This window comes from Methyloversatilis sp. (assembly GCF_965284615.1).
Lineage (GTDB): Bacteria > Pseudomonadota > Gammaproteobacteria > Burkholderiales > Rhodocyclaceae > Methyloversatilis.
In genome coordinates, this window is sequence record NZ_OZ260098.1 from 388,236 (window position 1) to 401,621 (window position 13,386).

At 71.0% G+C, this 13,386-nt stretch carries 6 protein-coding genes; 4 read left to right on the top strand and 2 right to left on the bottom strand.

The window, feature by feature from the left end; all coding sequences use genetic code 11:
• Positions 1-51 precede the first annotated feature (51 nt).
• The 4 genes from ACQ66H_RS01895 to ACQ66H_RS01910 are packed head-to-tail and all read left to right on the top strand — an operon-like array spanning position 52 to position 3,524.
• On the top strand, positions 52-684 hold the full coding sequence (locus ACQ66H_RS01895) for a paraquat-inducible protein A (RefSeq protein ID WP_304012815.1): 633 nt from the start codon (positions 52-54) through the stop codon (positions 682-684).
• Positions 681-1,328 (top strand): paraquat-inducible protein A, encoded by a 648-nt coding sequence (locus ACQ66H_RS01900; RefSeq protein ID WP_430432584.1) that lies wholly within the window; start codon positions 681-683, stop codon positions 1,326-1,328. Before ACQ66H_RS01895 ends, ACQ66H_RS01900 begins: the two co-directional genes overlap by 4 nt.
• A complete protein-coding gene (locus tag ACQ66H_RS01905) occupies positions 1,321-2,961 on the top strand; it encodes an intermembrane transport protein PqiB (protein ID WP_430432585.1) in 1,641 nt (546 codons plus the stop codon). Before ACQ66H_RS01900 ends, ACQ66H_RS01905 begins: the two co-directional genes overlap by 8 nt.
• Positions 2,958-3,524 carry a PqiC family protein gene (locus tag ACQ66H_RS01910; RefSeq protein WP_430432586.1) on the top strand — a complete coding sequence of 189 codons (567 nt, stop codon included), beginning with the start codon at positions 2,958-2,960 and terminating at the stop codon, positions 3,522-3,524. Before ACQ66H_RS01905 ends, ACQ66H_RS01910 begins: the two co-directional genes overlap by 4 nt.
• Before the next feature lie 301 nt (positions 3,525-3,825).
• Here ACQ66H_RS01910 and ACQ66H_RS01915 read toward each other — a convergent pair whose 3' ends face one another.
• The gene (locus tag ACQ66H_RS01915) at positions 3,826-4,539 is read right to left on the bottom strand and encodes a 4'-phosphopantetheinyl transferase family protein (protein WP_430432587.1); all 714 of its coding nucleotides are present in this window, start codon (positions 4,537-4,539) and stop codon (positions 3,826-3,828) included.
• The gene (locus ACQ66H_RS01920) at positions 4,523-13,357 is read right to left on the bottom strand and encodes an amino acid adenylation domain-containing protein (RefSeq protein WP_430432588.1); all 8,835 of its coding nucleotides are present in this window, start codon (positions 13,355-13,357) and stop codon (positions 4,523-4,525) included. The genes ACQ66H_RS01915 and ACQ66H_RS01920 overlap by 17 nt, the downstream gene beginning before the upstream one ends.
• Positions 13,358-13,386: the final 29 nt, after the last annotated feature.

Below are 13,386 nucleotides of genomic sequence, written 5' to 3' on the forward strand. Positions count from 1 at the left end.
CGCGGGGCGAAGCCAGCCCGCACAATCGCCGCAGATCCCACGGTAATGCCCATGCCCCACGCGCATCCCACGCTGCCCGCCCAGACCATCGCCTGTCACGAGTGCGACCTGCTGCAGACCGAGCCCGAACTGGCGCCCGGGCAGACGGCGCGCTGCGTGCGCTGCGGCGCCTTCCTCGCGCGCAATCCGCCCGACAGCCTCGACCGCACGCTGGCGCTGACGCTGACCGCCGCCATCCTGTACGTGATCGCCAACGTCTATCCGCTGGTCGGCCTCGAACTGCAGGGCCGTCGCGTCGAGGTGACGCTGATCGGCGCGGTGCAGGTGCTGTGGCAGGACGGCATGACGCCGGTCGCCGCGCTGGTATTCGGCACCGCGCTTCTGTTCCCGCTGCTCGAACTGCTGATGATCCTGATGGTGCTGCTGCCGCTGCGCCTCGGCCGCGTGTCGCCGCGGCTGGCGCCCTTCTTCCGGCTGGTGCGTTCGGTGCAGCCCTGGGGCATGGTCGAGGTGTTCCTGCTCGGCATGCTGGTGTCGCTGGTGAAGCTGTCGCACATGGCGACCGTGCTGCTCGGCACCGCCTTCTGGGCGATGGCGACGCTGATCGTTGCGCTGACGCTGGCCGGGCGCGCCTTCGACACGCGGCTGCTGTGGCAGGTGCCGCCGGAGGGCGCGAACGCATGAAGCGCGACCTGACCGCACGCGAAGCCGGGCTGATGAGCTGCCATGTGTGCGGCCAGCTGGCGCACATTCCGGCCGACCACGCGGCGCTGCTGCGCTGCCCGCGCTGCCGGGCGCCGATGCACCCGCGCAAGCCGGCCAGCGTATCGACCACCTGGGCGCTCATCATCGCCGCGGCCGTGCTGTTCGTGCCGGCCAACCTGCTGCCGATGATGACCACGTCCTCACTGCTCGGTCAACAGCAGGACACGATCATGAGCGGCGTCGTGTTCCTCTGGCAGAGCGGTTCGTGGCCGCTGGCGGCGGTGGTGTTTTTCGCCAGCATCATGGTGCCGCTGCTGAAGATCATCGCGCTCGCCTGGCTTACCGTGACGGTGCAGCGCCGGTCGCGCCGCAGCGTCATGCAGCGTACGCGGCTCTACCGCGTCGTCGAATTCGTCGGCCGCTGGTCCATGCTCGACATCTACGTCATCACGATACTGGTGGCACTCGTCAATTTCCGTGGCCTCGCCACCATCGAGGCCGGGCCGGCGGCGATCGCCTTCGGCGCCGTGGTCGTGCTGACCATGTTCGCGGCGATGAGCTTCGACCCGCGCCTGATCTGGGACCCCCTCACCGAATCCGGGAAACCTGCCACCCATGTCTGACCCGACTCCGCCCGCGTTGCCGACCGCAGTGGTCAACCCGCCGCGCCGCTTCCGCATCCCGCTGGTCTGGGTCATTCCCATCGTCGCCGCGCTGATCGGTCTTTTCCTCGCCGCCCGCACCTGGTACGAGCAGGGGCCGGTGGTGACGCTGCAGTTCCGCACCGGCGCCGGCCTCGAGCCGGGCAAGACACGCATCAAGTACAAGGACGTCAACGTGGGCCAGATCAGCACCGTGCGGCTGGCCGAGGACGGCAGCCACGTCGTCGCCACCGCGCAGATGGCGCGCGAGGCGGCACCGCTGCTGGTCGAGGACACCCGCTTCTGGGTGGTCAGCGCCAAGGTGTCGGGCAGCGCAGTGTCGGGGCTCGATACGCTGCTGTCGGGCACCTATGTCGGCATGGACGCCGGCAAGTCGAGCGAGGCGCGCCGCGATTTCGTCGGGTTGGAGGATGCGCCCGTCGTGTCGCTCGGCGTGCCCGGCCGCAGCTTTGCGCTGCACGCCGACACGCTGGGTTCGATCGACGTCGGTACGCCGGTCTACTTCCGGCGTATCCAGGCCGGGCAGGTCACCGCCTTCAAGCTCGACGACGCCGGACAGCACCTCGACATCCAGGTGTTCATCAAGGCGCCCTACGACCGCTTTGTCACGATAGACACGCGCTTCTGGAACGCCAGCGGCATCGATCTGAAACTCGGCGCCGAGGGACTGCAGCTGAACACCGAATCGGCGACCGCGATACTGGCCGGCGGGCTGGCCTTCGAAACACCGCCCGGAGGCGATACCGACGCAGCCCCGGCGGGCCAGGACTTCCGTCTGTTCTCGACCCGCGCCGAGGCGCTCAAGCAGCCCAGCTCGAACGCGCAGATCTGGCAGCTGCGTTTTACCGAAACCCTGCGCGGCCTGTCGGTCGGCGCGCCGGTGGACTTCCGCGGCATCCAGATCGGCGAGGTGATCGCGATCTCGCCCGACGTCGATGTCGATGCCGCCGACGTCGGCCTGCAGGTGGACATCGCGGTGTTCCCGGAGCGCATGCAGTCGCGCAAGGACACCACGCAGGACATGAGCGAGGCCGATTTCCGCGCCTTCGTCAACCGTCTGATCAAGCGTGGTCTGCGCGCCCAGTTGCGCAACGGCAATCTGGTTACCGGTCAGCTTTACGTGGCGATGGATTTCTTTCCCAACGCCGGCACGGCGACGATCGACTGGGCCGAGCAGCCGCCGCAGCTGCCGACGCAGCGCGGCAGCCTGGACGAACTGCAGGCGACGCTGAGCCGCATCGCCGCCAAGATCGACCGCCTGCCGCTGGACGACATCGCCGCCGAAACGCGCCGCGCCATCGCCGGTCTGGCCAGCGCGGTCGAGCGCACCGAGGCGCTGATGCAGCGACTGGACGGGCTGGCGTCGAACGAGGTGCGCGCCGCCGTCGCCGAAACGCAGCAGACCATGGCCGAGGCGCGCGCCGCGGTCGCCGACGGCCGCCGCCTGCTGGCCAGCGACGCGCCGCTGCAGCAGGACCTGCGCGACAGCCTGCAGGAACTGTCGCGCGCCGCGCAGTCGCTGCGCCACCTCGCCGACACGCTGGAACGCAACCCCGAAGCGCTGTTGCGCGGCAAGCCCGAGGAGAAACCGTGATCCTTCTTCGTCTGATTCCGGTGGCCATCGTCGCACTGCTGCTTGGCGGATGCGGCAGTTCGCCCACCGTGCGCCACTACACGCTCACCACCGGCGAAGCGCCGGTCGCTGCGGGTGCGCCTTCACCGACTGTCGTCGTCGGTCCGATCGGCCTGCCGGAAGCGGTGGACCGCCTGCAGATCGTGCAACGCGTCGCCGGTTCGCGCGCCGAGCCGGCACAGGGTCACCGCTGGGCGGGGTCGCTGAAAGCTGAACTGGCTCGCCGGCTCGCCACCTCCATCGCCCGCGAGCGTGGATTGGCGCGCGTGGTGGCTGCTCCGCAGAACAGCGTCGCCCGGCCCGATCTGACGGTGCCGGTGGACGTGCTGCGCCTCGATGCCGACGGCTTCTCGTCGGTCACGCTGGAAGCCGTGTGGGCCGTCCGCCGCGACGGCACCGACATCGGCAGCGGCCGCTTCAGCCGCAGCGAACCGGTGAGCGCGCAGACCTACGAAGCGGTGGTCGAGGCGCACGGGCGGCTGGCCGATGCGCTGGCCGCGGACATCGCAGCCGCGATTCGCTGAGCGACGGCAGGACTGGCGAGCTGAGCAGGGCTCCGCCGGCTTCGATTCATGCCGCCGTCGGGGTCAGAAGACCCCTCCCACAAAACCCCGGTCCAGGCTCCGGCCGTGGCTTGGGCGCACCACCGCTGTGGGAGCGGTCTTCTGACCGCGACGGGGCTGCTGCAGTCCGCAGGCGTCGATTCATGCTGCTGTCGGGGTCAGAAGACCCCTCCCAGAGATCCCGGGCCCGGGCTCCAGTCGCCGGTCACGCGCTCCCTCCGGTTGTGAGAGCGACCCTTGCCGCGACGCCGGGAACCGCGCCCTAGACGTGCCAGCGCCTGCACACCGCCGTCGTTGGTCCTCCGCTGACGGCGATTGCTGCGACATGACCCGGCGGCGCCGGCAGGTCGCGGCAGTGCAGCGGCGGCAAGGCACTGCCGGCCGGAGCGGCGACGTCGTCGTACGCAGCGGCGTGCACGCTGAACTGCTGCAGCGGGCCGTCGAGGCCGCAGCCCCAGGCTTTCAGGCAGGCTTCCTTGCGTGTCCACAGCGTGTAGAACAGATCGGTGCGCGCTGCTGCCGGACAGCCGTCCAGAGCCGCCCGCTCGTCCGCCGAGTACACCTGCTCCGCCACCGCGCGCAGGTCGTCGTGCGCGATCACGGCTTCGATGTCTACGCCGAGTTCGCGGCCGCGGGCGATGCCTATCAGTACCGCCCGGCCGGCGTGCGCCAGGTTGAAGCGAAGGTCGCTGGCGTGGACGGCGGCGAGGCGGGGCTTGCCCTGCGCGTCGTGCTCGATCTGCACGCTGCGCGCGGCGATGCCAAGGCTGCGCGCCAGCACGTCGCGCAGCGCCGCGTGCGCGAGCGCGAACAGTGCGCGGTCCTCTTCGCGCTGCAGCCGGGCAAGGCGGGCGCGTTCGGCGTCGTCCAGCCAGGTGGCGAGCGTATCGGTCGGCGGCGCGTCGTCCACCCGCGCCAGCCACAGGTGGACCTCGTCGACCGCCAGTGCCGGTGTGCCGTCAGTCGGTGGCGGCATCGAGCTCATCCAGTCGCTGCTGCAGCATCTGCGCGACTTCGCGCACGCGCGGCGGCTTCACCATCAGGCCGTGGCTGCCTTCCACCGGGTGCTGCACCAGCGGCCCGGCGACCCGGCTGGACCAGCCGAGACAGGGCGCGCTCGCCTCCAGCCGCGACGCGTCGGCGACGTACAGGTTGACGCGGCCGGGGTAACTCGCCGGGCGGTAGCTCCAGTGCGCCCACCAGTGCGCCGACGCGGCGTCGGGGAAACGGCGCGGCGACAGACCAGTGAGCGAACAGACCAGGTGCTGCAGGCGTCGCCGGTCGGTGTAGGGACGCAGCGGCGCGATGAGGCGATCGATCAGACTCCCGTCCGGTGCGCGCAGGTAGGTGCCCGGCGCCCAGGTGTCGAGCAGGCCGAGGAAGTCGACCTGCTCGCCGGCCGCGCGCAGTTGCTGCGCCATCTCGTAGGCGACGGTGCCGCCGCTGGAGAAGCCGAGCAGGCGGTAAGGCCCCGCCGGCTGCGCGCTGCGCATCGCACTGATGCAGTCGGCGGCGATGTCGGCGATGCGGCTGCGTGCCGGCTCGGCGCCGCCTACGCCGACCGCATTCAGCCCCATTACCGGTTGCCCCTCCGGTAGCGCCTTCGCCAGTTCGTAGTAGTGGAACAGGTTGCCGCCTATCGTATGCACGCAGAACAGCGGGCGACGCGTGCCGCCGGGCCGGATCGGCACCAGCACCGGCCAGCGCAGCGGTGCGCCGGCGCCGCGCAGCAGGCCGGCGATGTCGCGGATGGTGTTGCCGCGGAACCAGAACGTATCCAGCGGCAGGCGTACGCCGAAGGTGCGTTCGATCGCGTTGACCAGGCGTACCGCCAGCAGCGAATGACCGCCGATGGCGAAGAAGTCGTCGTCGGTGGACAGTCCGCCGCGGCCGAACAGCGACTCCCAGATCGCCAGCAGGTGACGCTCGGCCGCATCGGTGGGCGCCCGCCTTGTGCGCGGTGCAGCGACCGCGTCGGGCGCTGGCAAGGCGGCACGATCGAGCTTGCCGTTGGCGGTTACCGGCATGCGTTCGAGCGCGATCACGGCGGACGGCAGCATGAATTCCGGCAGCGTCTGCGCGAGCTGTACGCGCAGCGCAGCGCCGTCCAAGCGCTCTCCGCTCGCCCAGGCGAACAGGCGGCGCTCGCCGTCGGCTGCGGTGCGCAACATGACGGCGGCCTGATTCACGCCGGGCAGGGCGGCGAGCGCGGCTTCGATCTCGCCCGGTTCGATGCGGAAACCGCGCAGCTTGATCTGCTGGTCGGTGCGGCCGACAAAGGCGATGCTGCCATCGTGGCGCCAGCGCACGCGGTCGCCAGTGCGGTACAGGCGTGCGTCCGGGCAATCCGCGAAGGCGGGCGCGACGAAGCGCTCGGCGCTCAGCGTGGGCGCGCCGATGTAGCCGCGGGCGAGACCGGCGCCGCCGATATACAGCTCGCCTTCTACGCCGTCCGGTACAGGCTGGCCCCGCGCGTCGAGGATGTAGACCGTGGTGTTGGCGATCGGCCGGCCGATCGGAATGGTGGCCCAGTCTTCCGGCAGCGGGTTCGGAATGCGCTGGCAGCAGGTGAAGGTGGTGCTTTCGGTCGGCCCGTAGCCGTTGATCAGCGCGACGCCCGGCAGGGCGGCCAGCGCGCGTTTCACGTGCGGCAGCGACAGCGCCTCGCCGCCGGTCAGCAGCTGGCGCAATCCGCGCAGCGCCGTCGGCCGTTCGTCGATCACCGCGTTGAACAGCGCCGCGGTAAGCCACAGCGTGCTGACGCCGTGCCGTTCGATCGTCGCTTCGAGACCGGCGGCCGTCGCCGCTGCCTCCGGATGGATGACGCAGCGCGCGCCATGCAGCAGCGCGCCCCACAGTTCGAAGGTCGATGCATCGAAGGCCATCGGCGCCAGCAGCAGGAAGGTTTCGTCCGGGCCGAAGTGCGCGTAGTCGCAACCGAACACGAGCCGCGCGACGCTGCGCTGTTCGACCATGACGCCCTTGGGCTGGCCCGTCGAACCGGAGGTGTAGATGACGTAGGCCAGGCTGCGACTGTTGCCCAGCGGCGGCGGATCGGAGGCCGGTTCGGCCTGCAATGTCGCGTCGTCGGCGTGCAGCACCTGCACCGCCAGGCCATTGAGGGGCACGCCGCCCTCGCGCCCGGCGACCACCCAGGCGGACTGTGTGTCGCCCAGCAGTCGGGCGATGCGCGCCGCGGGCCAGGCCGGGTCCAGCGGCACGTAGGCGCCGCCCGCCTTGACGATGGCCAGCGCGCCGACCACCAGATCGATGCTGCGCGCCATGCACAGACCGACGCAACAGTCCGGCCCGACGCCGAGCGCGCGCAGCCGGTGGGTGAGCCGGTTGGCGCGCGCGTTCAGTTCGCCGTAGCTCAGCACCTGTTCGCCACTGATCAGCGCCGGCGCGTCTGGCGCCAGCCTGACGCGGGCTTCGAACAGCGACGCCAGCGTGGCCTCCGCCGGGTAGTCGGTGGCGGTGTCGTTACGGTTGACCATCAGGCTCTGGCGTTCGGCCGGCGTCAGCAGTGGCAGGCGGCCGACGGCGCTGCATTCGTCGGCCACCATGGCGGTGAGCAGCTGGCGGTAATGACCGGCCATGCGCTCCAGCGTGCCGCGATCGAACAGCGCCGTCGCGTAGGCGAATTGCGCGGCGAGACCGTCAGCGGTTTCTGTCAGATCCAGCGTCAGGTCGAACTTCGCCACCGGCCGTGCCGCCGGCAGCGTATGGGTCGAGGCGCCGGCCAGCGTCAGCGTTTCGGCCGGCGCGTTCTGCAGCACGAACATGACCTGGAACAGTGGATTGCGGCCGCCTTCGCGCTGCGGTCGCAGCGCCTCGACCAGACGGTCGAAGGGCAGTTCGGCGTGCTCGAAGGCGCCGAGCGAGGTCGCCCTGACCTGCTCCAGCAGTGCGCGCACATCGGCGTTGACATCGATGCGGGTACGCAGCACCAGCGTGTCGGTGAAGAAGCCGATCAGGTGGTCGAGTTCGGGCTGGGCGCGGCCGGCGACCGGCGTGCCGACGGCGATGTCGTCCTGTCCGCTCCAGCGTGCGAGCAGCAGCTGGAAGGCGGCCAGCAGCACCATGTAGAGCGTGCAGCCGGTGCGCCGCGCGAGCGCCCGCAGGGCGGCAGTGAGTGATGCGTCGAGTGCGAAGTTGACGCTGCCGCCACGGTGATCCGCGTGCTTCGGCCGCGGCCGGTCGGTCGGCAGTTCGAGCGTGCCGAGGCCGTCCAGCTGCTGGCGCCAGTAGCCGAGCAGGCGCTCGCCGGCCGGGCCGTCCAGCAGCGCGCGTTGCCAGCGTGCGTAGTCGCTGTACTGCAGCGGCAGCGCAGGCAGCGTGGCGTGACCGCCGTGGCGCGCCGCGGCATACAGCGCACCCAGTTCGCGGTTCAGCACGGCCTGCGACCAGCCGTCGGAAATGATGTGATGGATGACTGTCTGCAGTACCTCGGCGCCCTCGCCGTCCCGCCACAGCGCTACGCGCAGCAGCGGCGGCTGCGCCAGGTTGAAGGGGCGTTCGGCGTGCGCGTCGGCGTCTGCCGCGGCGATCCGCTCGACGACGCAGCGCGCGTCGGCTTCGATGTGCAGATCCAGTCGGCCCTCGCGTTCGACGAAACCGGTGCGCAGCGCCGATTGTCGGGCAAGCAGCGCGTCGAGCGCCCGCTGCAGCGCATCGACGTCGAGTTCGCCGGCGATGCGCCAGCGGTTGACGATGTGATAAAGCCCGCCGCGTGTGCCCATCCGCTCGATGAACCACAGGCCCGCCTGCGCATGTGCGCAGGCTGTTTCGAGCCCGCTGGTCGGCGGCTGCACGATCATCTGTGCGGGCGAGGCGTCGGCGCGCAGCGCTTCGAGACGGGCGGCCATCGCCGCCACGGTGGGTGCTTCGAACAGCGCGCGCAGCGGCAGCGGCCGGTCGAGCAGCTTGCGCAGCCGGCTGACCAGACGCGTCGCCAGCAGCGAGTGGCCGCCGAGTGCGAAGAAGTCGTCGTCGATACCCACGCTGCGCCGGCCCAGCACGTCCGCCCACAGCTCGACCAGCGTCTGCTGCAGCGGTGTGCGCGCGACGGCGTGAATGCCCGCTGTGGCGTGGTCTTCGGGTGGCGGCAGCGCATCGCGATCGATCTTGCCGTTGGCGGTCAGCGGCAGCTGTTCGAGTACGACGATGGCGCTCGGCAGCATGCTGGCGGGCAGCACGCGCGCGAGTGCTGCGCGCAGTGCGGCGGCATCCAGATCGCGGCCGCCGGCCCAGGCGACCAGGCGCTGCCCTTTGTCGAGCGCCATGACCGCGGCCTGACGCACGCCGGGCAGGGCCGCCAGCGCGGCCTCGATCTCGCCTGGTTCGATGCGCACGCCATTCAGCTTGATCTGGTGATCGGCACGCCCGGTGAACAGCAGCGCGCCGTCGGCGCGCCGGCGCACACGGTCGCCGGTGCGGTACAGGCGCGCACCGGGCGTCGGGTCGAAAGGGTGCGGCAGGAAGCGTTCGGCCGTCAGTTCGGGGCGGCCGATGTAGCCGCGGGCCAGGCCGGCACCGCCGATGTAGAGCTCGCCTTCGACACCGACTGGCAGCGGACGCATGCGCGCATCGAGCACCCAGACGCTCGCGTTGGCGATCGGGTGGCCGATCGGCGGTGGTCCGTCGCCGTCGCCGTCGGTGCAGGTCCAGAAGGTGGCGTCGATGGCCGCCTCGGTCGGGCCGTACATATTGTGAAGTGCGGCACCGCATCGCGCGCGGAAGGTGCGCGCCAGCGTGGCGTCCATCGCCTCGCCGCCGCAAAAAACGTGGCGCAGCGCGCGGCATTCCGGCATCGCCGGTTCGTCGAGCAGCAGGCGCAGCAGCGCCGGTGTGAAATCCCACAGCGTCACCCGCTCATGCCGGCTCAGCTCGACCAGTGCGGCGGTATCGCTGCGCAGCGCGTCGCCGGCCAGCACGCAGCGGCCGCCGGCGATCAGACAGGCGAACAGCTGGCCGACGGACACGTCGAAGCCGATCGAGGCATGCGCCAGCATGGCGTCGTCGGCGCCGATGCCGAAGTGCCCGACCAGCCAGCGCATGCGGTTGCCGATCGCCGTGTGACCGACCATGACGCCTTTGGGCGTGCCGGTCGAGCCGGAGGTGTAGAGCACATAGGCCAGGGTGTCGGCCGTGCCGTTGTGCTCAGGGGCGTGCTCAGGGGCGTGCTCAGGGTCGTGCATGGGCTCGTCGAGCAGCCAGTCTTCGTCCTCGAGCTGGAGCGTGGTGACGCCCGGGGCTTCCGACAATGCCGCGGTGCGCGTGGTGAGCAGCACCGTCGCCCCGGCGTCGGCCAGCATCCACAGCGTGCGCGCCGGTGGGTTGCGCGTGTCCAGTGGCAGGTAGGCGCCGCCCGCCTTCAATACGCCGAGCACCGCGGCCACCAGGTCGCACGACAGTTCGAAGTGCACGCCGACCGGCGTGTCGGCGCCGACGCCGCGCCGGCGCAAGGCGTGCGCGATGCGGTTGGCGCGCGCATTCAGTTCGCCGTAACGCAGCGTGCGTCCCGCGTGCACCAGCGCCACCGCGTCCGGTGTGCGCGCGGCCTGTGCTTCGAACAGCGCGTGCAGCGTCGCCGTGTCGTTCGCTTTCACTGTGGTCCGGCCGTCCAGCCAGCGAGCCATCGCCTGCACGCTCGGTGCGTCGAGCAAGGCGCCGAGCGGCACGTCGATGCCAAAGCGGGCGCGCAGCCTCGCCGCCAGTCGCGCGGCGAGCAGCGAGTGGCCGCCCAGGTCGAAGAAGCTGTCGCGCGTGCCGACCGCCGGCAGGCCCAGCACCTCGGCCCACAGCGCCGCCAGTTCGGCCTCCAGCGGCGTGCGCGGCGCGTCGTCACCGACTGCGGCGGAGTCGGGCGCAGGCAATGCGTTACGGTCGAGCTTGCCGTGCGGTGTCAGCGGCAGCGCGTCGAGCACGACAATGGACGCCGGCACCAGATGCGCCGGCAGCGAGCGCTGCAGCCGCTGACGCAGCGCGTCGGCGTCCGGTCGCTGCGCACCGCGGGTGACGTAGGCGACCAGACGCTCCTCGCGCGCGACGACGACCGCCTGATCGACCGACGCGTCGGCGCACAGCGCCGCTTCGATCTCGCCCGGCTCGATGCGGAAGCCGCGCAGCTTGATCTGGTGATCGACGCGGCCGACGAACACCAGTGCGCCGTCGGCGCGCCGGATGACGCTGTCGCCGGTGCGGTAGAGGCGGGCACCGCCGCGCGGGTCGAAGGGATCGGTGACGAAGCGTTCGGTGGTCAGCGCCGGCTTGCCCAGGTAGGCGCGCGCGAGGCCGATGCCGCCCAGATACAGTTCGCCGGCGACACCTGCCGGCACGGGCTGCATCGCTTCGTCCAGCACGTAAGCCTGCATGTTGCTGATCGGCCGTCCGATCGGCACCTGCGCGCCGGGCGCGGCATCACAGGTCCACCAGGTGGCGTCGATGGCCGCCTCGGTCGGGCCGTACAGATTGTGCAGACGCGCCGTGCTGCGCGCGAAGAAGGCGGCGACCACCGGCGCTTCCAGCGCTTCGCCGCCGCAGAACATCTGCCGCAGCGCCGTACAGGCGGCGAAGCCGGGCTCGGCCAGCAGCGCGCGCAGCAGCGACGGCACCACCTGCATGACGGTGATGCGCTGTGCCTGCATCTGTCGCACCAGCGACGACGGATCACGCTGGCTGCCCGGCTCGGCCAGCACCATGCAGGCACCGCAGAACAGCGGTGCGAGCAGTTCCCACACCGAGGCGTCGGCCGAGATGCCGGTCTTCTGCAGCACGCGGTCGGATGCGTCGAAGCCGAAGGTGGCGAGCATCCAGTACATGTGGTTGCAGATGGCGGCGTGCTCGATCATCACGCCCTTGGGCTGGCCGGTCGAACCCGAGGTGTAGATGACATAGGCGAGGTCGCGTGGCCCGGCCAGCGGCGGCGGGTCGTGCGCCGGCATGTCGGCGCAGTCGTCGCTGTCGAGGCAGATCACCGTGGCAGCGCGTGCGGCGAAGCGGGCGCCCGGCGCGCGCTGGGTCAGCAGCACCGGCGCGGCGGCGTCTTCCAGCATGTAGTCGATGCGCGCGTCCGGGTAGTCCGGATCGATCGGCAGGTAGGCGCCGCCCGCCTTCTGGATGGCGACCAGCGCGATCACCAGTTCGAAGCTGCGCGTCATGCAGACCGCGACGCAGCGATCCGGCCCGATGCCGAGCGTGCGCAGCCGGTGGGCGAGGCGGTTGGCACGCGCGTTCAGCTCGGCGTAGCTGAGCAGCGCGTCGCCACATGCCAGCGCAATGGCGTCAGGTGTGCGCGCGACCTGCTGCGCGAACATCGACGCCAGCGTGACGTGCGCCGGGTAATCGACGGCGCCGGCCTCGCCGTCAGCGTACATCGGCAGCCGGCCGACCGGCAGACCGTCGTCGGCCACCATGCTTTCGAGCAGGCGACGGTAGTGGTCCGCCATCCGTGCCGCGGTGGTGGCCTCGAACAGCACGCAGGCGTATTCGATCTGCGCGTCGAGGCCTTCGTCGTGCTCGCTCAGTTCCAGTGTCAGGTCGAACTTGGCGATGTCGCTGCGCAGCGCCTGCGGCTGCGCGTTGACGCCGGGCAGCTGAAGATCGGCCCGCGGCGCGTTGCGCAGCGCGAACATGACCTGGAACAGCGGATTGCGCCCCGGGTCGCGCGGCGGCTTCAGTTCCTCGACCAGCTTCTCGAACGGCATCGCGGCGTGGTCGAAGGCGCCGAGCGCGGTGGCGCGCACGCGCTCCAGCAGATCGGGCACGCCGGCTTGCAGGTCCAGCCGGCTGCGCAGCACCAGCGTGTTGGCGAAGAAACCGATCACGTGGTCGAGTTCGGGCTGGCCGCGACCGGCCACCGGCGTGCCGACGACGACGTCGTCCTGTCCGCTCCAGCGCGCCAGCAGCAGTTTGAAGGCGGCCAGCAGCACCATGTAGAGCGAGCAGCCGTGGCGGCGGGCGAGTGTGCGCACCTTGCCGGCGAGTGCGGCGTCGAGCCGGAAATCCAGCGTGGCGCCACGGTAGTCGGGCTGCGCCGGGCGCGGGCGGTCGGTCGGCAGCGCAAGCTGCGGCAGTCCGGCCAGCGCGTCGCGCCAGTAGCTGAGCAGCGCGTCGTAAGCGCTGCCGCGCAGACGTTCGCGCTGCCAGCGCGCGAAATCGGCGTACTGCAGTGGCAGCGCTGGCAACGCAGCGTCACCTCCGCGCAGTGCGGCGGCGTACAGCGCGCCCAGTTCGCGTTGCAGCACGCCCTGCGACCAGCCGTCGGACACGATGTGATGGGTCACCAATTGCAGCAGGGTCGCGCCGTCGTCGGCGCGCCACAGCGCGGCGCGCAGCAGCGGCGGCTGTTCGAGATCGAAGGGGAGCTGCGCGTGCGTGTCGGCGTCGGCAGCGGCGATCTGTTCGAGCGGACAGTGCGCGTGCGCGGCGATGCGCTGCACCGGTTCGCCGTCGAGGGCCGGGAAGCCGGTGCGCAGCGATTCGTGCCGCGCCACCAGCGCGTCGAGCGCCTGCTGCAGCGCCGCTTCTTCGAGTGTGCCGTCGAGTCGCCAGCGACTCACCACGTGGTAGAGCGCGCTCGATCCTTCCCACTGTTCGAGGAACCAGGCGCGCGCCTGTTCGCAGGAACAGGGCTCGCCATCGGCCGCACGCGGATGCGCGCGCAGCTGCGATGGCGCCTCCGAGGCCGCCTGCATGCGCGCACGCAAGGCTTCGAAGCGCGCGCTGTCCAGCCGCCCGCCGCGTGCGACCGGTCCGCCGGTCAGCGCATCCTGTCTGCCGATATCACCCACGACGCATCCTCATGCGCTCCCCCTCTCGA

Excerpts from the sequence above, each read along its gene's own strand:
- ACQ66H_RS01895 (WP_304012815.1), top strand. The coding sequence starts at position 52 with ATGCCCCACGCGCATCCCACGCTGCCCGCCCAGACCATCGCCTGTCAC.
- ACQ66H_RS01900 (WP_430432584.1), top strand. The coding sequence starts at position 681 with ATGAAGCGCGACCTGACCGCACGCGAAGCCGGGCTGATGAGCTGCCAT.
- ACQ66H_RS01905 (WP_430432585.1), top strand. The coding sequence starts at position 1,321 with ATGTCTGACCCGACTCCGCCCGCGTTGCCGACCGCAGTGGTCAACCCG.
- ACQ66H_RS01915 (WP_430432587.1), bottom strand. The coding sequence starts at position 4,539 with ATGCCGCCACCGACTGACGGCACACCGGCACTGGCGGTCGACGAGGTC.